This is a genomic window from Reyranella sp., assembly GCF_965279465.1.
Taxonomy (GTDB): domain Bacteria; phylum Pseudomonadota; class Alphaproteobacteria; order Reyranellales; family Reyranellaceae; genus Reyranella.
The window spans coordinates 3,995,807-4,019,276 of the sequence record NZ_OZ257242.1 but is presented as its reverse complement, the minus strand read 5'-3'; the positions used below and the strand labels follow the sequence as shown (position 1 = coordinate 4,019,276).

Below are 23,470 nucleotides of genomic sequence, written 5' to 3'. Positions count from 1 at the left end.
ATCACAGGGCGCGCGCTGCCCGATGTCAAGCGTGCAGCGATCTACAACCGGCCTTCTCCCGGCGTCAGGATGTCGAACATCAGGGTCGACGGCTGGTCGAGCATGCCGAACAGGGCGGCGAGCCGCGACGGGTCGCCGTCGATCTTCAGCGCGCCCGACATCAACGCCTCCGGGACCTGGAGCTTGCCGAGGATGAGGGAATCGAGCGTCGCCCGCGTCGTGGTGACGGAGGCGGCCGCACGGTCCGACCATGCGCCGAGCCGGTGGCTGAGCGTGCTGTGGGCGAGAGTGAGCGCGAGCTTCTCGTCGCGATCGGTGAAGTGCCAGTTGACGACCATCGCCTGGCCGGCCGACTTCGCCGGATCGAGGCGGATCGCCAGCATGTCGAAGAAGACGTCGGTGGCGAGACCGGCCAGCGTGTCTGCCGACAGGTTGATGCGGGCCGGCATCCTGAAGACGCCGTGGCGCAGCTCCTGCGCGCCGTAGAGGAAGGCGTTGCGCCAGGTCGCCGACTCGGCCTGGTAGCCCATCTGCTCCAGCGCATCCGCACACAAGGCGCGCGCCTCGATGTTGTCCGGCTCGGCGTAGACGACCTCCTTCATCACCTGCGCAACCCAGCGGAACTCGCCCTTCGCGAAATCGGCCTTCGCCCGCGCGATCACGGCCGCGGCACCGCCCATGTATTCGACGAGCTTCCGCGCCGCCGGCCCCGGCGGCAGCGGATGGAGATTGCACGGGTTGCCGTCGTACCAGGAGAGATAGCGCTGATAGACGGCTTTCACATTATGGCTGACGGTGCCGTAGTAGCCGCGCACCGACCAGCGCTCGGCCAGTCCCGGCGGCAGGTCGATCGCCTCCGCGATCTCGGCCGGCCGCCAGCCCTTGTTCATGTGGCGCAGGGTCTGGTCGTGGATGTGCTTGTAGAGGTCGCGCTGCGCCGCGAGATAGTCGGCGATCGCCTCGCGACCCCAGGTCGGCCAATGATGCTGGCCGATCATCACCTCGGTGCGCGGGACATACAGGGCGATGGCGTCGCCGATGTATTTCGCCCAGATGCGCGGATCGCGCGCCACCGAGCCGCGCAACGGGATGAAATTGTGCAGCAGCGGACAGGCGTTCTCCGCCATGTTGAGCACGCCGAGCCCGGGATAGAACATGTGCATCTCGGCCGGCGCCTCGGTCTCGGGCGCAAGCTGGAAGACGATCTCGATGCCGTCGATCGTATGCGTCTCGATCGGCCGTTCGATGCTCCGCGTCGGCGCGATCAGCCCCGACGTCCCGCGCGCGATTCCCTTGCCCAGCCCCGCATCGACCTGCCCACGGGCGCCGCGCGGCAGCAGGGAGCCGAACTGGAACTGCGCGCGGCGCATCATCGGCAGGCCGGCCAGCACGTTCTCGCCCGAGATCGCGTCCATGAAACCGGCCGGTGCAATGACCGCGACCTTGCCGGCCTTGACGTCGGCCTCGTCGATCACGCCGCGCACGCCGCCGTAGTGGTCGATATGGCTGTGGGTATAGATCACCGCGACCACCGGCTTGTTCGGCCGGTGCGCGTAGTAATGCGCGAGCGCGGCGCGCGACACTTCCGCCGTGGTGAGCGGATCGATCAGGATCACGCCGCTGTCGCCTTCGAGCACCGTCATGTTGGCGATGTCGAAGCCGCGCAGCTGGTAGACGCGCTCGGCGACCTTGAACAGGCCGTTGGCGAGATTGAGCCGCGCCATGCGCCACAGGCTGGGATTGACTGTCGCCGGCGCCAGCTCGCCGTTTATGAAGGCGTACTCGCCGAGGTTCCACAGGACGGTGCCGGTATCGGTCCGCACGATCCCGTCGGGCACCGGCGCGATCAGGCCGCGCCTTGCCGCCTCGAAGTCGCGCGTGTCGCCGAACGGAAGCTTCGCCGCCATCGCCGCATTCGCGGCCCGAGTGGCGGCTTCGGCGTCACGCGCCACATCGAGGTGGGAGGCCGGGACGGGAACGGCGGAGCCTGCAGCCATTTCGCTTTTCCTTGTATGTCGACCGCGGCACTTTGCGGGTCCACCATGGCCGCACGCAAGCTCTCGCTCGCCACCATCCGAAAGGTCGCTCGCCCTGCCCGGCGTCGAGCAAGGCACGTCCTACGGGACAGCGGCTTTCTGCTTCAGGATGAAGCGGATCGCGCGCCTGCATCGGGACGGCGAGGCTCTTGCGCCGGGCGATTACAGGAGCAACGAGATGAAACTCTACTTCAGCAACGGCTCGCCGTTCGCCCGCAAGGTCCGGGTGGTCCTTGCCGAATTGGCACTCGCCTACGAGACCGACATCCTGGACGGGCTTCGGCCGACATCGTCCCCGCCGGGACCGACGATCGCGGTTCCCGTGCTGGAGGACGGAGCGTTGCGGCTCTGGGAATCCGACCTGATCGTCGACTACCTGCTGCGCTCTTATCCGGTCGCAAAACCCGCGGGAGAGCCGCCGCTGTCGCCCTGGATGGCCCGGCCGGAACGGCACTGGCAGGACATGACCGTCCTGGCGACGATTGCGACCTGTGCCACCAGCATCGTCAATCTCCGCCTGATGCAGCCCGACGGCATCACGCCCGACAGCTCCGCCTACATGGCGCGGCAGAAGGCGAGGGTCGACAGCTGCCTCGACTGGCTGGAGACGCAGGTCACCGACGACGGCTTCGCACCGGGTTGGTTCTCGATCATGGACATCGCGTTCTTCTGTCCCGTCGCCTTCTGCGATGCGCGGGGCGTAATGCCCTGGCGCGGCCGGCGGAAGCTCGAAGCACTATACGATCGCTGCCGCGCGCGTCCCTCCATGCTCGCCACACCGATCGGCGGGCTGCAGCCTTCATAGTCTCGGAATTCTCATGCTCTTCCGGACCGCGAGCGTCTCGCTCGCTGATGTGCATGAGCGAGCGAGACGCTCGCGGTCCGGAAGAGCATGAGCGGCTCGGCCACAGCTTCTTTTCCTCCCAGGCGAAGCCGGGGAGGAAAGCTAGCTCGCTAGCCCTCGACCTTGATGTTGTTGTCCTTGACCACCTTGGTCCAGCGCTCGGTCTCGAACTTCAGCTTCTCCATATAGGCCTCCGGCGTGCTGCCGGTCATGACGAAGCCGAGGTCGTTGTAGCGTTTGATGACTTCGGGATCCTTGATGATCTGCTGCACCAGCCCGTTGAGCCGATCGATGATCGGGCGCGGCACGCCGGCCGGCGCCACCAGGCCGTAGAACACCGCGCTCTCCATGTCCTTCATGCCGAGCTCGCCGACCGTCGGCACCATGGGGCAGATGCTCGAGCGCTCGGCCGAGGCCAGCGCGAGCCCGGTCAGCCGGCCCGCCGCAACGTGATTGCCGGTCGGCAGCACGACGTCGATGATGATCGGCACATGACCCGCGAGGACATCGCGCAGCGTGTCGGCGACGCCCTTGTAGGCGACGTTCTCCATCTTGAGGCCGAGCCGGGCCAGCAGAAGCCCGGCCCACAGGTGCGGCTGGTTGCCGACACCGGACGTGCCGTAGCGCACGGTCTGGGGCTGCTTCTTCACCCACTCGACGAACTCGGCAAGGGTCTTGGCCGGCACCGACGGATGGATCGCGACGATGTCGGGGATGTCCGCGACAGTCGAGATCGGCTGGAAGTCCTTCAGCGGATCGTAGGGCTGCTTGAGGCCGAGCGCGGCGTTGGTCGCCAAGGTCGTTGTGCCCAGCAGCAGCGTGTGGCCGTCCGGCTTGGACTTGGCGACCAGCTCCATGCCGATGATGGTGTTGCCGCCGCCCCGGTTCTCGACGATCACCTGCTGGCCGAGCAGCGCGGTCATCTTCTCGGCCACGATGCGGCCCGCCGTGTCGGTTGCGCCGCCCGGGATGTAGGGCACCACGATCTTGATCGGCTGGCTCGGCCACGCCTGCGCCCGCACGGCCGAGGCTCCGACGATCGTCCAGCCGGCCGTGCCCGCCAGCACTCCGCGACGCTTGATCATTGCTTCCTCCCTATTGGGAGGCTTCTTACTCTGCGGGTTTCAGGGCCGCCATGGCGTTCTGACGCTCGCTGGGCAGAAACGAAATGGCGATCACGGTGCACAGCGCCACGAGCGCGAGCGTCATCAGCAGGGTCGGAAAGCCCGCCGCCTTGACCGACGGACCGATCGCCGCGACGACCAGCGAGCTGACGCCGAAGCCGATCGCAAGCCGCATGCCGGTGACCCGGCTGCGCATGCGGTCGTCGACGTAGCGCACGATCATCGCGTCGGTGAACGGGATGGCGCCGAACACGAAGACCATGAACAGGGTCGTCACCCCGACCAGCGCCCAGCCTTCGGCATAGGCGGCGAGCAGGAACAGCGGCACCTGCGCGATCAGGATCGGCAGGTAGATGTTCTTCAGCGGATAGCGGTCGATCAGCGCGCCGACCACGAGCTGGGCCAGAGAGGCGATGGTGAAGACGAAGAACAGGACAGTGCTCAACAGCCAGGGATTGGCCGCCAGCTCCTCGATGCGCGCTTTCAGCATCTCGCCGTTGGAGTTGGTCGTGAAGTTGAACACGATCGAGCCGGTGACAGCGGCGCAGGTCATGATGAAGAAAACCTTGGCCATGACGCTGGGCGGCAGGTCGAGCATCTTGGACCTGCGCTTGGCCGGCGCCTCCCTCTCCTTCGGCACCAAGGCAGCGAACAGCAGCGCGGCAACGAGGCTCACGACGCCGGGCACAATGTAGGCCATCTGCCAGCCGTAGCGCGTGGCCAGCAGCACCGACACGCTGGCACCGATGGCGATGCCGAGATTGCCGACAAGACCGTTCACGCCGATCACGAAACCGGGCTTGTCGGCGCCCTGAACGATCATCGGGATGCCGACCGGATGGTAGATCGACGCAAAGGCGCCCATCAGGGTCAGCGCGATGCCGATCTGCCACGCATTCTGGCACAGCGCGATCAGCAGGCACGAGACGCCGAGGCCCGCGAAGAAGACGATCATCATGGAGCGCCGACCCCAGGAGTCGCCGAGCTTGCCGGAGACGATCGAGCCGGCACCGAACATGAAGGAAGCGCCGAATGCGTAGGGCGTCAGTTCCTTCCAGTCGGTCCCCCAAACGCCGGCGATCACGCTCACCGTGTAGAGAAAGATCGCGATGACCCAGTGGTCCATCGCATGGCCGAGGTTGAGCAGGAGGGAGGTCGGGCTGCTGAGCTTCATGACTGTAGAATAGGTCGCACGTTGCTGGCGGTCTTGCGCTAGAATGCCAAACTATGTCGCGAAATAGCCAAATCGAGCGTTCGACCGACCCGGCCGACTATCAGCATGTGCCGGGCGCCGTCGCGGCCATGCCCAAGGATTTCGTCGCCGGCTTCGAGATCCTGCCCCACCATCACGAGCGGGCACAGCTCATCCATGCCACGGCGGGCACCATGCGGGTGTCGACCGATGACGGTGTATGGGTCGTGCCGCCTCAGCGCGCGCTCTGGATGCCGGCCGGCGTGCGGCATGCCATCGCCATCCTGAGCGACACGACAATGCGCACGCTCTATGTCCGCGACGATGTGGCCGCCTTCATGCCGAAGTCGTGCCATGTGATGTCGGTCTCGCCGCTTCTGCGCGAGCTGATCGTCAGGGCAACGGAACTGCCGGTGCAGTACGACGAGAGCGGCCCGGCCGGCCATGTCGTGGCGCTGATCCTTTCGGAACTGCGCGGCCTGCAATCCCTGCCCCTCCAGCTTCCGATGCCGCGCGATCCCAGGCTGCGGGCACTGTGCGAGGCGCTGCTGGCGGCACCGGCCGAACAACGCCCGCTCGAGGCCTGGGCGGAAACGATCAACACCAGCGCCCGCACCCTTGCCCGCCGCTTCCAGTCCGAGACCGGTCTCAGCTTCGGGGCCTGGCGCCAGCAGGCGCGCGTCCTGGACGCCATGGGGCGGCTGGGCGGCGGCGAGCCGGTCACGCAGGTGGCGCTCGACCTCGGCTATGAAAGCGTCAGTGCGTTCAGCGCGATGTTCCACCGAGCCACCGGTACTTCCCCCAGCCAGTTCCGCAATCGTCCTCCAGCGTCGTGAATATCCCTTTTTGACTTATGGGATTGCGGTGCTGCAGCATTTTTCGGGCGCACAGAAAACCTTGACGGAATGGGTGTGAATATACCCAATGCGCACCCCAAGTAGCGTACTATAAATTGTCATTCAGCCAGATCGGTCGCTGCCGTGCAGCTCCGGAGTGAGTTAGTTTGAAGCCGACAGACATCTCGAATCCCGACTACTTCCACAAGGTCGTGGATTGCCAGTGGGCCTGCCCTGCGCACACCCCGGTTCCCGAATACATCCGCCTGATCGCGCACGGCCGCTATTCCGATGCGTACATGATCAATTGGAGGTCGAACGTGTTCCCGGGAATCCTGGGCCGCACGTGCGATCGTCCGTGCGAGCCGGCCTGCCGGCGCAGCCGCGTCGAGGACGAGACGCTGGTGAAGGGCAAGAAGGAGCCGGTCGCGATCTGCCGCCTCAAGCGCGTCGCCGCCGACTACAAGGACGACGACGACATCGACGCCAAGATGCCGAAGGCGCCGGCGAAGAACGGCAAGCGGGTCGCCTGCATCGGCGGCGGCCCGTCCTCGCTCACCGTCGCGCGCGACCTCGCGGTGCTGGGCTACGAGATCGTGATCTACGATCAGGATCCCAAGCTCGGCGGCTTCATCCGCACCCAGATCCCGCACTTCCGCCTGCCCGAACACGTGATCGACGAAGAGGTCGGCTACATCACCGGCATCGGCAACATCGCGTTCCGCCACCAGAAGGTCGACTCGCTGAAGGCGGTCCTCGCCGAGGGCTACGACGCGGTGTTCGTCGGCTCCGGCGCGCCGCGCGGCCGCGATCTCGACGTGCCCGGCCGCAAGGAAGCCGCCGCCAACATCCATATCGGCCTCGACTGGCTGTCGTCGGTTTCGTTCGGCCACATCACGAAGATCGGTAAGCGCGTGATCGTGCTCGGCGGCGGCAACACCGCGATGGACTGCTGCCGCACCGCGCGCCGGCTCGGCGGCGACGACGTGAAGGTGATCGTGCGCTCCGGCTTCGACGAGATGAAGGCGTCTCCGTGGGAGAAGGAAGACGCGATGGGTGAGGACATCCCCATCCTGAACATGCTCGTGCCGAAGGAAGTGAAGCACGAGGACGGCAAGATCAGAGGCGTACTGTTCGAGAAGGTGAAGGCCGAGTACGACGCCAAGGGCCGCCGCTCGCTGATTCCCTCGGGCGAGCCCGACGAGTTCCACGAGTGCGACGACGTGCTGGTCGCGATCGGCCAGGAGAACGCCTTCCCCTGGATCGAGAAGGACGCCGGCATCGAGTTCGACCGGTGGGGCCTGCCCAAGCTCAACGAGGCGACCCTGCAGTCGACCCAGCCGAAGGTGTTCTTCGGCGGCGACGCGGCGTTCGGCCCGAAGAACATCATCTGGGCGGCTGCGCACGGCCACGACGCGGCGATCTCGATCCACAAGATGCTGATCGGAGAGAACGTCGAGGAGCGTCCGGCGCCGGGCGTGAACATCGTCAGCCAGAAGATGGGCATCCACGAGTGGAGCTACGACAATGCTCCGACCATCGACCATCGCCTCAAGGTGCCGCATCGTCCCAAGGTCGAGGCGCTGAAGGACATCATGGCCGAGGTCGAGCTCGGCTTCGATCCCGCACTCGCCTTCAAGGAAGCCGAGCGCTGCCTGAACTGCGACGTGCAAACGGTGTTCGAGGGCAAGCTCTGCATCGAATGCGATGCCTGTGTCGACATCTGCCCGATGGATTGCATCACCTTCACCGACAACGGCGAGGAGAAGGAGCTGCGCACACGGCTCATGGCCCCGGCGATGAACCCGACGCAGGACCTCTACATCGGCGACGGTCTCAAGACCGGCCGCGTCATGGTGAAAGACGAGGACGTCTGCCTGCACTGCGGCCTGTGCGCCGAGCGCTGCCCGACCGGCGCATGGGACATGCGCAAGTACTACATGGAAATGACCCAAGCGGAGCACGCATGCCGCAAGCACTAGCCGCCGTTAACGATTTCGTCGTCAAGTTCGCGAACGTCAACGGATCGGGATCGGCCTCGGCCAACGAGCTGTTCGCCCGATCGATCCTGCGCATGGGCGTGCCCGTCAGCCCGCGCAACATCTTCCCCTCGAACATCCAGGGCCTGCCGACCTGGTACGAGGTCCGCGTCACCGAGAAAGGCTATCTCGGCCGCCGCGGCGGCGTCGACATGATGGTCGCGATGAACCCGCAGACCTGGGCCGAGGACGTGAAGGAGATCACGCCGGGCGGCTACCTGTTCTACGATTCGACCAAGCCGATGCCGTCGTCGATGTTCCGCGAGGACATCAACATCGTCGGCGTGCCGCTCACGGCGATCACCAACGCGACCTACTCCGACGCCCGCCAGCGCCAGCTGTTCAAGAACATCATCTACGTCGGCGCGCTCTCGATCCTGCTCGACATCGACGAGACGAAAATCCAGGGATTGTTCGGCGAGCAGTTCAAGGGCAAGGAAAAGCTGATCGATTCCAACGTCAAGGCGCTGCAGCTCGGGCGCGACTGGGTCAAGCAGCATGTCGATCCCGGCACGGTGAAGCTCAAGGTCCGGCCGTCGAACAACGTCGGCAACCGCATCTTCGTCGAGGGCAACAACGCCGCGGCGCTGGGCGCGGTCTATGGCGGCGCCACGGTCTGCGCGTGGTACCCGATCACACCCTCCTCCTCGCTCGCCGAGGCTTTCCAGTCGCACTGCAAGCGGCTGCGCCACGACAAGGCGACCGGCAAGGCCAAGTACGCCATCGTGCAGGCCGAGGACGAGCTCGCCTCGATCGGCATGGTGATTGGCGCCGGCTGGAACGGGGCGCGCGCCTTCACCAGCACATCCGGCCCGGGCATCTCGCTGATGACCGAGTTCATCGGGCTGGCTTCCTTCGCCGAGGTGCCGGCGGTGCTGGTCAACGTGCAGCGCGGCGGTCCGTCGACCGGCATGCCGACGCGCACCCAGCAGTCGGACCTGCTGTCCTGCGCCTACGCCTCCAACGGCGACACCAAGCACGTCCTGCTGTTTCCCGAGGATCCGAAGGAGTGCTTCGACTTCACCGCCGAGGCGCTCGATCTCGCCGACCGGCTGCAGACGCCGGTGTTCGTCATGACCGACCTCGACATCGGCATGAACCATCGCCTGTGCGAGCCTTTCCAGTGGGACGAGACGCGCGAGCTCGACCGCGGCAAGGTGATGACCGCCGCCGACCTCGACGCCGGCAAGACCTTCGGCCGCTATCTCGACGTCGACGGCGACGGCATCCCGTTCCGCACCTATCCCGGCACGCATCCGACCAAGGGCTCGTACTTCACCCGCGGCACGACCAAGGACGAATATGCGCGCTACTCCGAGGAAGGCGCCGTCTATGTGCGCAACATGGAACGGCTGCAGAAGAAATTCCTGACCGCCGCGAAGATCGCGCCGCAGCCGCTGCGCACCTCCGCGCCCAAACCCACGAAGTACGGCGTGATCTACTTCGGCTCGACCAGCCCGGCGATGGCCGAGGCGCTCGACCACCTCGAGGCCGAGGGCCAGCACGTCAACGCGCTGCGCGTACGCTCCTTCCCCTTCTCGAGCGCGGTCGAGGACTTCATCCACGAGCACGACAGGGTGTTCATCGTCGAGCAGAACCGCGACGCGCAGCTCCGCACCATGCTGATGAGCGACTTCACGCTCGACGGCCGCAAGCTGATCCCGGTGCTGCATTACGACGGCACGCCGATTACCGCACGCTTCATCGCCGGCGACATCGCCAAGAAACTCGACCAGCTGAAGGTCGTTCCGTTCGAGAAGGCCGCGTCATGACCTATATCGCCAAGCCCAAGCTCCACCATCCGTCGCTGGTCAAGAACAAGGCCGGCTACACGCGCCGCGATTACGAGGGTGCGGTCTCGACCCTGTGCGCCGGCTGCGGCCACGATTCGATCAGCGCGGCAATCATCCAGGCCTGCTACGAGCTCGACATCCTGCCGCATCAGGTCGCCAAGCTCTCGGGCATCGGCTGCTCGTCCAAGGCGCCGACCTACTTCGTCGGCGCGAGCCATGGCTTCAACACCGTGCACGGCCGCATGCCGTCGGTGATGACCGGCGCCAACCTCGCCAACAAGGACCTGATCTACATGGGCGTGTCGGGCGACGGCGACTCCGCCTCGATAGGCCTCGGCCAGTTCGCGCACGTCATGCGCCGCGGCGTGAACATGACCTACATCGTCATGAACAACGGCGTGTACGGCCTGACCAAGGGCCAGTTCTCGGCCACCGCCGACAAGGGCTCGATCAGCAAGAAAGGCGTCGCCAACTCCGACGAATCGATCGACATGGTGTCGCTCGCCATCCTGATGGGCGCGACCTTCGTCGGGCGCTCCTTCTCGGGCGACAAGCACCAGCTCGTGCCGCTGATCAAGGCCGCGATGAGCCACAAGGGGGCGGCGTTCCTCGACGTCATCAGCCCGTGCGTCGCCTTCAACAACCACGCCGGCTCGACCAAGAGCTACGAGTACGTGCGCGAGCACAACGAGGCGCTGAACCGGCTCGACTTCATCGAGGAGCGCGAGGAGATCACGACCGAGTACGATGCCGGCACGGCGACCACGGTGCAGCAGCATGACGGCTCGTTCCTGCGCCTGCGCAAGCTCGGCGAGGAGTACGATCCGTCCGACAAGGTCGCCGCCATGAAGCGCGTGCAGGAAGGCCTCGCGGCGGGCGAGGTCGTGACCGGCCTGCTCTATCTCGATCCGACGCCGAAGGACTTGCATCACAACCTGAACACGGTCGACGTGCCGCTCAACAGCCTGAACACGCCCGACCTCTGCCCCGGCACGGCGGCGCTGGACCGCATCAACGCGAGCTTGCGCTGATCAGGATCCTGCTCGCCCTATGGGGCGGGCTGATGGCCTCCGTCATCGTGGCGCCCTTGCTGGCGATGGCGTTCGCCGCGGGCGCTACCTTTCTCTACGGCGGCTTCGAGGGCGCCGCCGCCATGGGCGGCGGCGTGATCGGCGGCGCGCTCGGAGTGCTTGCGGGCTTCGGCGGCGGCCTCTGGCTGGTGCTGCGCAAGGGTAGCCATTGGGGCGGCACCGCCGTCACCTGGCTCACCGTCGGTGCCCTCCTGATGCTCCTCTGCCTGGCCTACGTCGCCTTCTCTTGAAAGCTGGGAGCGCGGCTCTCCAGAGCCGCGCTTCCTTCGGCTTGCTAAATCCCATGAGCGGCCTGGAGAGCCGCGCTCCCAGCCACGCCCACCTCATCGGAGCGCGCCAGTCCACAGACGCTCATGAATCTGAGCGCCACTGGAGTGGCGCGCTCCGATGAATCGGCTCACCGCACCGTGCTTCAGTGCTCGAGGTCGAGCGTCTCTGGCGCCGGCGCGGTCTTCAGGTTCATGCGGCCGTCGTAGATCGGCCGGCCGCCGGTGGTCGGGCCGGGATACTGCACGAACAGCACCGTGCCGCCGGTCTCCGTCTTCATCTCGTTCTCGAAATGCGGGTCTTCCATGTAGACGATGGTGCCGGGGCCATACGTCCTCTCGCCCATCTGGAACTCGCCCTCGATTACGTACCAGACCTGCGCGAAGTCGTGCTTGTGCATCGGGAAGCCCGCGCCAGGCTCGTAGCGCAGGAAGCCGACGTTCGGCGTCGTCGGCCGCTCGGGCGTCGGATGGAACAGGAACTTGGTGACGTTTCTGAAACGCCCCATCTCCCAGTCCATCTCGTCGGGATGCTTGAATTCCGGAGCATTGTGCATGGCTTCCTCCTGTTTCAGCTCGTCGGCAACTCGACCAGCTTGCCGACCTCTCCCGGACGGCGCTGCAGGTCGAGCCGGTGGTCGTGCCACTGCCGCAGGGTCGGGCGATGCCCGATCGAGACCATCGTCATGCCGGGCAGACGTTCCTTGAGCGCGCCGTAGACTGCGGCTTCTGCCGGCTCGTCGAGGGATGCGGTCGCCTCGTCCATGAAAAGCCAGTCCGGCTTGAAGACCAGCGCACGCGCAACGGCGAGCCGCTGCTGTTCGCCGCCCGAGAGAATGTTGCTCCAGTGCGCCTCCTCGTCGAGCCGGCCGGCGAGCTGGCCGAGCTGCGCGGCCTGCAGCGCCGCCACGATCTCGGCGTCGCTCGCCATCGACTCCTCGTCGGGATACTTCACCGCGTCACGCAAGGTGCCAATCGGGATGTAGGGCTTTTGCGGCAGGAACAGCACGCGTGCGCCCGCCGGAATGCTCACGTGGCCCTGGCCGAAGGGCCAGATTCCGGCCAGCGCGCGGAACAGGGTGCTCTTGCCCGAACCGCTGGCGCCGGAGATCAGCGTCGCCCGGCCCTTGGGCAATTCGACCCGCGCATCCTTGAGCAGTGCCTGCCCGTTCGGCAGCGCCAAGGTCAGCCCGTCGGCAACGACATCCCGGCCGCCGGCCTGGGGCACGATGTCGAGCGTCGTCGCGGGCTTGTCGTCGGTCGCAGCCTGCAGGCCCTTGAGGCGATCCATCACCGCTCGCAGTTCGGCAAGCGAAGTGTAGTTGTCGATGAAGAACGACAGGGCCGACTGGACCTGCCCGAACGCCGAGGCCGTCTGCGTCATCACCCCGAAGGTGATGGCGCCGGCGAAGAAGCGCGGCGCCGTCACGACATAGGGGAAGATGATGGCCAGCTGCGCGTAGCCCGACTGGTAGAAGGCGAGCTGGGCCTGGGTGAACAGCACGCGCCAGCCGTTGGCGAAGATGTCGGCGAAACGCATGTTGAGGAGGTCGGCCTCGCGTTGCTCGCCACTGTAGAGAGCGATGCCCTCCGCATTCTCGCGCACCCGCACCAGGGCGAATCGAAAGTTCGCTTCGAAGCGCTGCTTCTGGAAGTTGAGATTGATCAGGCGCCGGCCCACCAGGTTGGCGAGAAAGGTGCCGGCGAAGGCATAGATCAGCGCAACCCAGGCCATGTACCCGGGGATGGTCGCGTCGATGCCGATGAAGGAAAGCGACAGCGGCCCGGAGAGCTGCCACAGGATGAACAGGAACGAGACCAGTGTCGCCACCGCCCCGAGCAGGCCGAGCAGCAGCGACATCGTGTACTCGCCCAGAAAGCGCAGATCCTCGGCGATGCGCTGGTCGGCGTTGTCGACGCTGCGGGTCAGCTCGATGCGGTAGTAGCCGCGGCCATCGAGCCAGTGCGCGAGATAGGTCCTGGTCAGCCAGCGCCGCCAGCGCAGCCGGAGGTACGGGCTCACCACCGCGCGCGCGACGTAGTTCAGGATGAAGAACACAGCGAGCCACGAAAAGGTGATGATCTCCGTCCAGAAGACCGCTTCGTTCTTGTTCTGGATGCTGTCGTAGAAGCGCCGGTTCCAGTCGTTGAACAGCACTTCCAGACCGACCCCGGTGAAGGTCAGGGCGATCGCGCCGATCAGCAGCGGCACCGCATAACGCCAGTCCTCGGACTTGAAGTACGGGATGACGAGCCGCCACCAGTCGACGAGGAACGAGCCTACCTTGTTCATGCGGGGGAGATCCTTTCGGCCCGCACAGTATCCTTACAAGAGACCCGGCAGCCACAGAGCGATGATGGGAAAGGCGATAAGGATGACGAGTCGCAGGATGTCGGTTGCGATGAACGGCAATACACCCTTGAAAATCGACGAAAACGTGACGTCCTGCACCACGCTCTTGATCACGAAACCGTTCATGCCGACAGGCGGATGGATCAACCCGAGCTCGCCGTCTTGCTCGTGTTGCTCCGCGGTAATCTCGTCGGCCCAGCCGAATGCGCGCGCCAGAACAAGCTTCGTAACCCGTTTCCTCCGAAATTGTTTGGTGCCCCCGCCATTCCGGCGCATGACAGAAGCGCCCCGCGGGTTTATAGCGCCGCGCGATGGACGATCCCCTCGCTTCCCGGCGCGTCGCACTCGAGGTTCTCACCTCCTGCCTCGACAAGGGCCAGCCGCTCGACGATGCGCTGGCACAACACAATGGCTTCGCGGTCCTCGCGCCTCGCGACCGCGCCTTCGTGCGCCTGCTTCTGGCGACGGTCCTGCGGCGGCTGGGCGAGCTCGACGAGGTGCTCCGCGGCATGATCGAGCGGCCGCTCGACGGAGCGAACGCGCCGGCCTGGATGATCCTGCGGCTGGGTGCCGCGCAACTGCTCTTCCTCGGCACGCCCGCCCACGCCGCAGTCGACACGACGGTTCGCCTCATCGAAGGCATCGGCCTTCCCCATCTCAAGGGCCTCGCGAACGCGGTGCTGCGCCGCCTCGATCGCGAGGGTGCCGCGGTTTTGGGCGACCGCGATGCCGGCCGGCTCAACACGCCGCGCTGGCTGTGGGAGAGCTGGGTGGCGACCTATGGCGAGGAGGTGACGCGCGCCATCGCCGCAGCGCATCTGATCGAGGCGCCGCTCGATATCACGCCCCGTTCGAACACCGACTTCTGGGCGGGCCAGCTCGACGCGGTCGTGCTGCCGACCGGCTCGCTGCGCCGCACCGCCGGCGGCTACATCGCCGACCTCCCCGGCTTCGCCGAGGGCGCGTGGTGGGTGCAGGATGCCGCCGCGACCCTGCCCGCCCGCCTCCTCGGCGATATCGCCGGCAGAAAAGTCGCCGACCTCTGCGCCGCACCGGGCGGCAAGACAATGCAGCTCTGCGCCATGGGCGCGCAGGTGACAGCCGTCGACATTTCCGCCCGCCGCATGAAGCGGCTCGGCGAAAACCTCGCGCGCTCAGGCCTGTCCGCGGAGCTGGTGACCGCCGACGCAAGCAAGTGGACGGCCGCGGAGAAGTTCGACGCCATCCTGCTCGACGCCCCCTGCTCCGGCACCGGCACCCTGCGCCGCCATCCCGACATCGCCTGGCTCAAGGACGAGGAGGATGTCGGTCGCCTCATGCTCGCCCAGGACCGACTGTTGCTGCACGCGCTCGACCTGCTCAAGCCCGGCGGCACGCTCGTCTACGCCGTCTGCTCTCTGCAGGAAGACGAAGGCCCCGCCCGCATCGACGATCTGCTGAAGCGCGAGCGTCGCGCCAGGCTCGTGCCGATCGCCGCCACCGAACTGCCCGGCCTCGCCGAAGCCGCCTCGCCCGCCGGCGACGTCCGCACCCTGCCCTCGATGTGGGCAGAGCGCGGCGGCATCGACGGCTTCTACATCGCGCGGCTGTCGGTTGATTGATTGATATTCCTCCCTGCGCGCAGGGAGGAATGTGATCCGTCGTCGAGCGGTTTAGTGGATGGCCGTCTTCGGTTTGTCCGGCCGACGATGCGACGCAAAGCGCTCCACCATGGTGGCACTTGCCTCGTTGAGGCCAATGATTTCCACCTCGGCGCCGTGCCGTCGCAGCTTCAGGACGATGACGTCGAGCGCACCGATCGCCGTCACATCCCAGAAATGCGCCTGGCCGACATCGATCCGGACCTGCGGCGGCACATCCTGGTAGTCGATCGCTTCCGTCAGAACGTTGGATGACGCAAAGAAGACCTGTCCGGTGACGACGTAGGTGACGACCCGCCCGTCCTCGGACCTCATTGCTTCGACCGACATCAGGCGGGCCACCTTGGCCGCGAAGAAGACGCCGCTCAGCAGCACGCCGACCAGGACGCCCATCGAGAGATCGCCCGTGCCCACCACCACGACCACCGTGGCCAGCATGACGACGGAAGAACTCAAGGGATAGGAACGGAGGTTGGTGACCGACGACCAGCTGAAGGTGCTGATCGATACCATGATCATGACCGCGACCAGCGCCGGCATGGGAATCTGCTTCACCCAATCGCCCAGCACCACGATGAGGAAGAGCAGAAGGCATCCGGCGAAGAAGGTCGAGAGCCGGGTACGGCCGCCGGCCGTCACGTTGATCACCGACTGTCCGATCATGGCACAGCCGCCCATCGCGCCCAGGAAGCCGGTCACGAAGTTGGCAACGCCCTGTCCGACGCACTCGCGGTTCTTGTTGCTGCCGGTGTCGGTCATGTCATCGACGATCTGGGCCGTCAGCAAGGACTCCAGAAGGCCGACTGCCGCCATGGTCAGCGAGTAGGGAAAGATGATCCTCAGCGTCTCGAAATTAAGCGGCACGTTCGGGAGCGCGAACATGGGCAGGCTGGACGGGAGCTCGCCCATGTCTCCCACCGTATGGACCTGGAGGCCACTGAACATCGCAAAGCCGGTCAAGACGACGATGCTGACGAGCCCCGACGGGACCCGCTTCGTGACGAAGGGGAATAGATAGATGATTGCCAGGCCGGCCGCGACCATCGCGTAGGTTTCCCAGCCCACGCCCGTCAGCTGCGGGACCTGGGCAAGGAAAATCAGGATCGCTAGTGCATTCACGAAGCCGGTGATCACCGATCGGGAGACGAATCTCATCAGCAGGCCGAGCCGCGCCGCCCCCGCCGCGACCTGAAGAACCCCCATCAGAACGGTGGCCGCGAACAGGTACTGGATCCCGTGATCGCGGACGAGGGTCGTCATCAGCACCGCGGTCGATGCCGTGGCCGCCGAGATCATCGCGGGCCGGCCACCCACGATCGATGTCACGACGGCTATTGAGAAAGACGCGTAGAGACCGATCTTGGGATCAACGCCCGCGACGATCGAAAAGCCGATCGCCTCGGGGATCAGTGCCAGTGCCACCAGGGTTCCGGAGAGGATCTCCGTGGGAATGTTGGACAGCCACTCTTGCCGAAAACGCGTAACGATACTCATGCAAGCATCACTACACGAAGTCGGACGAGCGTCACACCATCGAGCTCGGGCGGTAGAACGGCTCGTGCTTCGAGGTGTCGATGTAGTCGGCGTAGAACTTGCGCACGTGCGGCAGCAGCGCTTTCGAGAGTTGCCGGCGCTCGACCTCGTCGTCGCTCAGCGCCTTGGCGAGATCATCGTGCAGGGCCTTGAGCGCCACGGTCTTGTCGACCTTGGTGAACTTGCCGTCCTGGTAGATCACCTCGCCGTCGCACATTGTCATGGTGACGGCCTGGCTCTTGGCGCGCTGCACGACGGCGTCGAGCGTCGGCGTCAGCTCGTCGAGATACGGGTAGGCCACGCTGTCCCAGTCGATCAACACCATGTCGGCCGCCTTGCCGACCTCGAGCGTGCCGAGCTGGGTGCCGAACGGCGTCGTCTTCGCGCCGCCGACCGTCGCCATGCGCAGCACCTGCGCCATGGTCGGCACATCCTCCTCGATCATGCCGGGGACGCGATGAGCGCGCAGCACGAGCTTGAGCTCCTGCAGCATGTCGCGGTCGTCGTTGATGCCCGCCTCGTCGAGCCCGATGGCGGTGTTGATGCCTTTCTTCTCGAAATGGTTCAGCGCAGCCACGCCCGAGCGCAGGCGGAAGTTGGACGAGCAGTTGTGGCAGACGCAGCCCTTGGCCTCGGCCAGGCGATTGATGTCGCTCTCGTTCAGCCACACGCCGTGGCCCAGGGTCAGTCGCTCGTTCACCAGGCCGAAGCGATCGATGTATTCGAGCGCCGTGCAGTCGCCGCGCCGCTTGGCGTATTCCTTCTGATAGGCGGTCTCGACCAGATGCATGTGCATCGGCGCGTTGTATTTGGACGAGGCGTCGGACAGCAGTGTCAGCGCCTTGTCGGAGCACCAGTGAAGGTTGGCCGGCGCGAGCTGGATCTTCACCCGGCGTTTGTTGTGATGGATCGAATGGAACGACTTGAACATGTCCATCGCATCGTCGAGGCCCATCTGGAAGCGGTCGTACCAGCGCTGCATGGGGCCTTGCAGGTCCTTGGGCAGGCTCTTCACGAACTCCTCGTCGGCCTGATAGACGAGCCGGTTCTGGTCGCGCACGGCGTAGCAGTAGCTGACCCGCATGCCGACGTCTTCGTAGGCCTTGATGGTGTCGGTCGCGCGCTTCTCGACGTCCGGCAGGGTACCCGGCATCCAGCCCTGGATGTGCTGCACCGTCGTGATGCCCGAGCCGATCATCTCGAAGGCCGAATAGAGCGTGTCGAGATAGAGATCGACGTTGCGGATCACCATGCGGGTGATGAACCACAGCTCGAGCGGCATGTCGGGTGAGCCGAGCTGCACCGGCGTCAGGCCGACATGGTGATGGCCGTTGACGAAGCCCGGCAGCAGGATCTCCTTGCCGTTGCCGATCACCGGCACGGTGGGGTGCTTGCGGTGCAGGTCGTCGTAGGTGCCGACGGCTGTGATGACGCCGTCCTCCTGCAGGACGGCGCCGTCCTTTATCTCGTTCCAGGACAGACGGTCGGTCGTGCCGGTGATCGCGGCACGGCTACGGATCAGGCTGGTGGCCATTCTGGCTTCTCCTAGAGGGCTGAGGCTAAAGAGCTGAGGCGAGAGCTTCCTGCTCGGCGAAGGCGCGGTCGACCTCGTCGCGCAGCAGGTCGGTGAGCTGGATACGCAATCCTTCCGCCTCGGGCGAGAAGAGATTGCGCGGCCGCGGCATGTCGATCGGCACGATGGTCTTGATACGGCCGGGCCGTGACGTGAACACGACCACCCGGTCGGCCAGCGCAACCGCCTCGTCGATGTGATGGGTGACGAACAGCACCGACGCACCGGAATCGCGCCAGACATCGAGCAGGAAATCCTGCATGCGCGCGCGGGTCTGGACGTCGAGCGCGGCGAACGGCTCGTCCATCAGCAGGACCTGCGGGCGCATGGCGAGCGCGCGAGCCACGGCCACCCTCTGGCGCATGCCGCCCGACAATTCGTCCGGCCGCTTTTCCATCGCGGCGGTGAGTCCGACGCGCTGCAGCGCCTCCTTGGCAACGGCGCGGCGCTCTTCCTTGCTCGCGCCGCGGATCGACAGGCCGAAGCTCACATTCTCCCAGACCGTCAGCCAGGGAAACAGCGAGGTCTCCTGGAAGATCAGGCTGCGCTGCGGAGACGGCGCCTCGACCTTGTCGCGGAACGACCAGATCTGCCCCGCGGTCGCATCCTCCAGGCCGGCGATGAGATACAGCAACGTGCTCTTGCCGCAGCCCGACGGGCCCAGGAAGACCACGAACTCGCCCGGCTTCACGTCGAGGTCGATGTCCTTCAGCGCCTCGTGGGCGCGCTTGGTGCCGGCGGCCCAGGTCTTGCCGACGCCGCGGCAGACCACGGCATCCTTCGACGAGTAGGTCGGCGGAGCGTCAGAGGCCACGCAGCTTCTCCGTCTGGTCGGGCAGCCAGTAGAGGATGCGGCGCTGCGCCTGGCGCAGCAGCCAGTCGAAGACGAAGCCCAGCACGCCGATCACCGCGATGGTGAAGAACACCAGCGAGGGGTTGAAGGTGTTGCGCGCCAGCATGATGACCTGGCCCATGCCGTAGCCGACGCCGGTCGATTCGGCGATCAGCACCACCATCCAGGCGGCGAACAGGTTCATGCGCAGCACCGCCAGCATGCCGGGCAGGATGGCGGGCACGATCACGCGCCAGTAGATCTGCGCCTTGCTCGCGCCCATGGTGCGGGCGACGTTGATCAGGTTGTTGGACACGCCGTCGATCTGGGTGATGGTCGCCAGCACCATGTGGAAGAACAGCGCGATCACGACCATGAAGATCGCCGGGCCGTTGCCGATGCCGAACAGGAAGATCGCCACCGGCAGCCAGGCAATCGGCGAGACCGGCGACAGCAGGGTCACCGTGGGCAGCACCAGCCGGTCGAACAGCTTGAAGTAGCGCACCATCACCCCGACCCCGATGCCGAGAATGGTTGCGATCAGCAGGCCGACGAAGACGCGCATGGTAGTGGCGCCGACGGTGATCATCACCGACTCGAAGGCCGACGGCCCGTCGGTCATCGACTTGCCGACCTGCCAGCGCGTCGCGGTATTGAAGAACTTGCCCTGCTCGGCGATCGATCCGATGAAGATGTGCGGCGGCGGCAGCAGCTTGGGGTCGGCCCAGCCGACCAGCCAGCAGAGTTCCCACAGGCCGGCGAACAGCCCGATCGACAGGATCGTCCAGCCGATCCGGGCCAGCATCCCCTCGCCCCCCATCGCGGCGCGCAGGCGCGCTACCGCCGCCGGGCGGGATGTCCCGGCGGCGGACCCCTCGGAGAAGGCGGGGGGCGCGACAACGGCCATCAGGCCGCCGACTTGTACTTGAGCTTGCCGTAGAGGTCGGGATTTTCCTTGATGACCTCTTCCAGCATCGTCCAGTCGATGGCGTCGCGGCCGGGCTTCTTCTTGATGTAGCCCATCTCGACCACGCTGTCGGTGCGGTCGAGGATGAACTGCGTCTGGCTGCGCGCGTCGACGATCGCCGGCTGCTTGCCCTGGGCGATCTTCGCGTTCTCCATCGAGGTCTTGTAGTACTTGCCGACCAGCTCCTTGAGCACCGCGTCGGTCTGGGTCTCGGCGTCGTATTGGGCCTGCATCATGCCCTTGATGATGGCCTTCAGGCCGGCCGGGTTGTCCTTGATCAGGCTGGCGCGGGCGGCAAGCACGCAGTCGGTGTAGCCCTTGCCGTACATGTCGATGCCGTCGGTCAGCATCACGGCGCCCTTGACGTCGTTCACCAGCGCGGAGGCGTAGGGCTCGATGGTGCAGATCCAGTCGAGTGCGCCCGCCTTGAAGGCCTCGATCGCCTCCGGCGTGTTGCCCATGTAGCGGACCTTCACGTCCTTGAAGGAGATCTTGTGCTTCTTGAGGTAGTCGTACGGCATCACCTCGAGCGTATCGAGCTGGAAGGTGCCGAGGGTCTTGCCCTTGAGCTTCTCCGCCGTGTCGAGGCCGGGGCGCGCGACGATGGCGCAGCCTTCGACGCCGCCGCCGGCCACGATCTTGACCGGCGCGCCGGCGTCATAGAGCGCCATGAAGGAGGTATAGGGCATCAGGCCGACGTCGACCTGCCCCATGCCGAGGAACGTCACCATCTCGGCCGAGGTCGGCGTGTTGACGAACTCGAGCTCGACGCCCGCCGCCTTCGAATACTGCCGCGAATGGGCGAGGAAGATGTTGAGGTTGCAGAAGCCCGAGCCGTGCGTCGACTTGATGCCGGCTGCGGCGTGCGCCGCGCCCATCATGGCCCCGCCCACGCCCATGCTGATCGTCGTGACCGCGGCGGCCTTCTTCAGGAAGCCGCGCCTCGACGAGACGGCGCGGCCGGAAAAATCCATATCCGTAAGCTTGGGAAAGTGCGTACAGCCAATGCGATCACACATGATGGCCTCCTCGGGCAGCAGAATTATCGGGAATCAAAGAGCGGATCGGGTCGGTAACAGGGCTCTGACGACTCCATCGTCGGCACGCCAACCGAAGAGAACCGCTTTCGCGGCCTGCGCTGTTATCGATGGCGCTGCAAGGCGCGTGCCAAGTTCCACAAGGCGCCTGTGCCGCCCAGAGCCGCCTCTTCGCGGCACTACGCCCGCTCAAAAGTTGGTCACTTGGCCAAACTTCTTGCGCAGTGGTGGAGGGCTCGTCCCTGGGCGACGGTAATCAGGACCGTGCGGAGAGCTTTGCCCGGTATCTCACCCGTTCGCGGTAGCCGATGTACAGACCCGAGGCGATGATCACGGCGGCGCCGACCCAGGTCCACAGGTCGGGGAATTCGTGGAAGACGATGAAGCCCATCGCCGCCGAGCCGATCAGCTGGGTGTAGTTGAACGGCGAGACCACCGCGGCCGGGGCCTGGCTGTAGGCGATGGTCAGGAAGTAGTGACCGGTGCCGGCCATGATGCCCATGCCGACGAACAGCGCCATATGCCAGGTCGAGGTCGGCATCACCCATTCGAACGGCACGAACGGCGTCGCCGCGACGGTGCCGACGATCGTGGCCAGCGTCGCCGAGGCATCGGGCCGCTCGCTCTGGCCGTAGCGGCGCGAGAAGAGCTGATAGAAGGAGCTGCAGACCGTGCTCGCCACGATCAGCAGCACATGCCAGTCGAAGCCGGCATGCCCCGGCCGCACCACGATCAGGGCGCCGATGAAGCCGACCACCACCGCGGCCCAGCGGCGCGGTCCCACCGGCTCGCCGAGCAGTCGGGACGAGAGCGCCGTCACGATGATCGGGCTCGCCAGCGAGATCGAGGCGGCGGTCGCCAGCGGCAGATAGACGACGCCGTGGAAGAACAGGTAGGAGGAGAAGAACAGCAGCAGCCCGCGCACCACCTGCGTGTCGAGCCGGCGGATCGAGAACAGCTTCATGCCGCTCCTCGGCAGGAACATCGCCAGCATGAAGACGAAGGCGAAGACGTAGCGTGCCCAGATGACCTCGATCACCGGATAGCCGCTGGTCGACAGCGTCTTGGACATGGCGTTCAGGATCGAGAAGCACATCATCGCCAGGACGGTCGACAGGATGGCGCGCAGGATGCGGTCGGTCGGCGGCGGGGGCGTACTGGGGCTCACCGCCCGAACCTAGCGTGCCTCCGCCTGTTCCGCATCGGTCGGCCAAATGAGCAGCGAAACGATCAGCAGGATGCCGAGCCCGCCGGCGATGCCGGCAAACCGGTCGAGGCCAGGCATGATGCTGGACGGCGGTTCCGACCCCTGGACCAGGGTGACGATGAACACGAACGCCGCCTGGGTGCCGAGATAGCCGACGCCGTGCCGCCCGACCTGGATATGCATGCCGACCCACGCCGCCGCGCCGATCATGGCCAGCCACCACGGAAAGGACGTCACGCTGAGCGCCAGGCAGCCCAATGCCACCACGCCGCCCAGCAGGCAGCCGAGGAAGCGATGGACCGCGCGGATCGCCACGCTGTGACGGGTGTCGAGGCCGCCGGGTGCGGCCGGCGCCGACATCACCACGGCGATCGAGATGGCCATCCCCGAAACCTGCGGCAAATCGAGCAGGATCCACACGACAATGACCGCGACCACCGAGATTGCCGAGCGCGCTCCGTGCAGGACGGCCGGCCATTGCTGGCCAAGCAGGTGGCGCCATCCGGGCGCGGTCGGCGGCGGATCGGCATGCCAGTCCTGCAGCAGGTTCGCCGTGATGATCGCCGAGGCCACCCCGACGGCCACTTCGAGCGTGCGATAGCAGGCCACGCTGTACGCCTGCTGCGGCTGGTCGAGGCTCGACAGCAGCACAAGGCTCGAGGTGATGGTCAGGAAGAGCCAGGCCAGCCCGTGCGGACTGACCTGCATGGCGACCACGCCCAGCATGGTGACGGCGGCGAGAAACAGGCACAGCGCGACCTGGTCGTAGAGCAGCCAGCGCGACATCACGAAGCCGACGAACGCACCGGCAATCGTGCCGATCATGCGCAGGGTGCCGCGGCGCAAGGACCCGGCGCCGGTGGCCATCAGCGACATGAAACCGCTGATCGCGGCCCACCATGGCGCCTCGAGGTGGAACAGAAGGGCCAGCGTGGTGGCCAGCATGACCGAGCAGGCGGCAACGAGGCCCTGTCGCGTGCGCGCCGGATCCTCGCCAAGCTCGAGTAACTCGCGCCGATAGCCGTCGACGGCTCCGGCCATCATGCCGCCGATCTCGGCGATGTCGTCTCGCACGTCTCGGGTGAAACGGCGCAGGTTCATTGGAAG

The 23,470-nt window shown here is 65.9% G+C and carries 19 protein-coding genes and 1 pseudogene; 7 read left to right on the top strand and 13 right to left on the bottom strand.

What is annotated here, in order from left to right:
• Nucleotides 1–41: 41 nt before the first annotated feature.
• The gene (locus ACQY8M_RS19590; protein ID WP_428675267.1) at nt 42–1,997 is read right to left on the bottom strand and encodes an alkyl/aryl-sulfatase; all 1,956 of its coding nucleotides are present in this window, start codon (nt 1,995–1,997) and stop codon (nt 42–44) included.
• 217 nt (nt 1,998–2,214) lie between these two features.
• Here ACQY8M_RS19590 and ACQY8M_RS19585 point away from each other — a divergent pair, with 217 nt between their 5' ends.
• Entirely contained in the window at nt 2,215–2,841 is a 627-nt protein-coding gene (locus tag ACQY8M_RS19585) for a glutathione S-transferase family protein (RefSeq protein ID WP_428675266.1), read from the top strand.
• 149 nt (nt 2,842–2,990) lie between these two features.
• Here ACQY8M_RS19585 and ACQY8M_RS19580 read toward each other — a convergent pair whose 3' ends face one another.
• Nucleotides 2,991–3,965, bottom strand: a complete 975-nt coding sequence (locus ACQY8M_RS19580) for a Bug family tripartite tricarboxylate transporter substrate binding protein (RefSeq protein WP_428675265.1) — start codon at nt 3,963–3,965, stop codon at nt 2,991–2,993.
• A gap of 25 nt (nt 3,966–3,990) precedes the next feature.
• A complete protein-coding gene (locus ACQY8M_RS19575) occupies nt 3,991–5,178 on the bottom strand; it encodes an MFS transporter (RefSeq protein ID WP_428675264.1) in 1,188 nt (395 codons plus the stop codon).
• A gap of 53 nt (nt 5,179–5,231) precedes the next feature.
• Here ACQY8M_RS19575 and ACQY8M_RS19570 point away from each other — a divergent pair, with 53 nt between their 5' ends.
• From ACQY8M_RS19570 to ACQY8M_RS19550, 5 genes are all read left to right on the top strand, one after another.
• Nucleotides 5,232–6,032 carry an AraC family transcriptional regulator gene (locus ACQY8M_RS19570; RefSeq protein WP_428675263.1) on the top strand — a complete coding sequence of 267 codons (801 nt, stop codon included), beginning with the start codon at nt 5,232–5,234 and terminating at the stop codon, nt 6,030–6,032.
• Nucleotides 6,033–6,199: 167 nt separating this feature from the next.
• Entirely contained in the window at nt 6,200–8,014 is a 1,815-nt protein-coding gene (locus tag ACQY8M_RS19565) for an FAD-dependent oxidoreductase (protein WP_428675262.1), read from the top strand.
• A complete protein-coding gene (locus tag ACQY8M_RS19560) occupies nt 7,999–9,843 on the top strand; it encodes a 2-oxoacid:acceptor oxidoreductase subunit alpha (protein WP_428675261.1) in 1,845 nt (614 codons plus the stop codon). The genes ACQY8M_RS19565 and ACQY8M_RS19560 overlap by 16 nt, the downstream gene beginning before the upstream one ends.
• The gene (locus ACQY8M_RS19555; RefSeq protein WP_428675260.1) at nt 9,840–10,895 is read left to right on the top strand and encodes a 2-oxoacid:ferredoxin oxidoreductase subunit beta; all 1,056 of its coding nucleotides are present in this window, start codon (nt 9,840–9,842) and stop codon (nt 10,893–10,895) included. Before ACQY8M_RS19560 ends, ACQY8M_RS19555 begins: the two co-directional genes overlap by 4 nt.
• A gap of 32 nt (nt 10,896–10,927) precedes the next feature.
• On the top strand, nt 10,928–11,185 hold the full coding sequence (locus ACQY8M_RS19550; RefSeq protein ID WP_428675259.1) for a hypothetical protein: 258 nt from the start codon (nt 10,928–10,930) through the stop codon (nt 11,183–11,185).
• A 182-nt stretch (nt 11,186–11,367) separates the two neighbouring features.
• On the opposite strand, the gene ACQY8M_RS19545 is transcribed toward ACQY8M_RS19550, so the two are convergent.
• From ACQY8M_RS19545 to ACQY8M_RS19535, 3 genes and pseudogenes are all read right to left on the bottom strand, one after another.
• Nucleotides 11,368–11,778: a cupin domain-containing protein gene (locus ACQY8M_RS19545; RefSeq protein ID WP_428675258.1), complete on the bottom strand. Its 411-nt coding sequence runs from the start codon at nt 11,776–11,778 to the stop codon at nt 11,368–11,370.
• 14 nt (nt 11,779–11,792) lie between these two features.
• Nucleotides 11,793–13,514, bottom strand: coding sequence for an ABC transporter ATP-binding protein/permease (locus tag ACQY8M_RS19540; RefSeq protein ID WP_428675257.1), 1,722 nt, complete (start codon nt 13,512–13,514; stop codon nt 11,793–11,795).
• 33 nt (nt 13,515–13,547) lie between these two features.
• A pseudogene (locus tag ACQY8M_RS19535) lies at nt 13,548–13,730 on the bottom strand (TRAP transporter large permease subunit); the annotation flags it as partial.
• A gap of 155 nt (nt 13,731–13,885) precedes the next feature.
• Here ACQY8M_RS19535 and ACQY8M_RS19530 point away from each other — a divergent pair.
• Complete coding sequence (locus ACQY8M_RS19530; protein WP_428675256.1) at nt 13,886–15,175, top strand: RsmB/NOP family class I SAM-dependent RNA methyltransferase; 1,290 nt, start codon at nt 13,886–13,888, stop codon at nt 15,173–15,175.
• 51 nt (nt 15,176–15,226) lie between these two features.
• Here the strand turns inward: ACQY8M_RS19530 and ACQY8M_RS19525 are convergent, their stop codons facing one another.
• The 7 genes from ACQY8M_RS19525 to ACQY8M_RS19495 form a co-directional block, all read right to left on the bottom strand.
• On the bottom strand, nt 15,227–16,708 hold the full coding sequence (locus ACQY8M_RS19525) for a SulP family inorganic anion transporter (protein ID WP_428675254.1): 1,482 nt from the start codon (nt 16,706–16,708) through the stop codon (nt 15,227–15,229).
• Between the two features lie 31 nt (nt 16,709–16,739).
• Entirely contained in the window at nt 16,740–18,281 is a 1,542-nt protein-coding gene (locus tag ACQY8M_RS19520) for an amidohydrolase family protein (protein WP_428675252.1), read from the bottom strand.
• A 25-nt stretch (nt 18,282–18,306) separates the two neighbouring features.
• Nucleotides 18,307–19,134 (bottom strand): ABC transporter ATP-binding protein, encoded by an 828-nt coding sequence (locus tag ACQY8M_RS19515; RefSeq protein WP_428675250.1) that lies wholly within the window; start codon nt 19,132–19,134, stop codon nt 18,307–18,309.
• The gene (locus ACQY8M_RS19510) at nt 19,124–20,059 is read right to left on the bottom strand and encodes an ABC transporter permease (protein WP_428675248.1); all 936 of its coding nucleotides are present in this window, start codon (nt 20,057–20,059) and stop codon (nt 19,124–19,126) included. The genes ACQY8M_RS19515 and ACQY8M_RS19510 overlap by 11 nt, the downstream gene beginning before the upstream one ends.
• Nucleotides 20,059–21,138, bottom strand: a complete 1,080-nt coding sequence (locus tag ACQY8M_RS19505; RefSeq protein ID WP_428675246.1) for an ABC transporter substrate-binding protein — start codon at nt 21,136–21,138, stop codon at nt 20,059–20,061. The genes ACQY8M_RS19510 and ACQY8M_RS19505 overlap by 1 nt, the downstream gene beginning before the upstream one ends.
• A gap of 274 nt (nt 21,139–21,412) precedes the next feature.
• Nucleotides 21,413–22,324, bottom strand: coding sequence for a DMT family transporter (locus ACQY8M_RS19500; RefSeq protein WP_428675244.1), 912 nt, complete (start codon nt 22,322–22,324; stop codon nt 21,413–21,415).
• Between the two features lie 9 nt (nt 22,325–22,333).
• Entirely contained in the window at nt 22,334–23,464 is a 1,131-nt protein-coding gene (locus ACQY8M_RS19495) for an FUSC family protein (protein WP_428675242.1), read from the bottom strand.
• Nucleotides 23,465–23,470: the final 6 nt, after the last annotated feature.

Coding starts and splice junctions, on each gene's coding strand:
- ACQY8M_RS19590 (WP_428675267.1), bottom strand. CDS start 1,997: ATGGCTGCAGGCTCCGCCGTTCCCGTCCCGGCCTCCCACCTCGATGTG.
- ACQY8M_RS19585 (WP_428675266.1), top strand. CDS start 2,215: ATGAAACTCTACTTCAGCAACGGCTCGCCGTTCGCCCGCAAGGTCCGG.
- ACQY8M_RS19580 (WP_428675265.1), bottom strand. CDS start 3,965: ATGATCAAGCGTCGCGGAGTGCTGGCGGGCACGGCCGGCTGGACGATC.
- ACQY8M_RS19575 (WP_428675264.1), bottom strand. CDS start 5,178: ATGAAGCTCAGCAGCCCGACCTCCCTCCTGCTCAACCTCGGCCATGCG.
- ACQY8M_RS19570 (WP_428675263.1), top strand. CDS start 5,232: ATGTCGCGAAATAGCCAAATCGAGCGTTCGACCGACCCGGCCGACTAT.
- ACQY8M_RS19560 (WP_428675261.1), top strand. CDS start 7,999: ATGCCGCAAGCACTAGCCGCCGTTAACGATTTCGTCGTCAAGTTCGCG.
- ACQY8M_RS19555 (WP_428675260.1), top strand. CDS start 9,840: ATGACCTATATCGCCAAGCCCAAGCTCCACCATCCGTCGCTGGTCAAG.
- ACQY8M_RS19550 (WP_428675259.1), top strand. CDS start 10,928: ATGGCCTCCGTCATCGTGGCGCCCTTGCTGGCGATGGCGTTCGCCGCG.
- ACQY8M_RS19545 (WP_428675258.1), bottom strand. CDS start 11,778: ATGCACAATGCTCCGGAATTCAAGCATCCCGACGAGATGGACTGGGAG.
- ACQY8M_RS19540 (WP_428675257.1), bottom strand. CDS start 13,514: ATGAACAAGGTAGGCTCGTTCCTCGTCGACTGGTGGCGGCTCGTCATC.
- ACQY8M_RS19530 (WP_428675256.1), top strand. CDS start 13,886: ATGGACGATCCCCTCGCTTCCCGGCGCGTCGCACTCGAGGTTCTCACC.
- ACQY8M_RS19525 (WP_428675254.1), bottom strand. CDS start 16,708: ATGAGTATCGTTACGCGTTTTCGGCAAGAGTGGCTGTCCAACATTCCC.
- ACQY8M_RS19520 (WP_428675252.1), bottom strand. CDS start 18,281: ATGGCCACCAGCCTGATCCGTAGCCGTGCCGCGATCACCGGCACGACC.
- ACQY8M_RS19510 (WP_428675248.1), bottom strand. CDS start 20,059: ATGGCCGTTGTCGCGCCCCCCGCCTTCTCCGAGGGGTCCGCCGCCGGG.
- ACQY8M_RS19505 (WP_428675246.1), bottom strand. CDS start 21,138: ATGTGTGATCGCATTGGCTGTACGCACTTTCCCAAGCTTACGGATATG.
- ACQY8M_RS19495 (WP_428675242.1), bottom strand. CDS start 23,464: ATGAACCTGCGCCGTTTCACCCGAGACGTGCGAGACGACATCGCCGAG.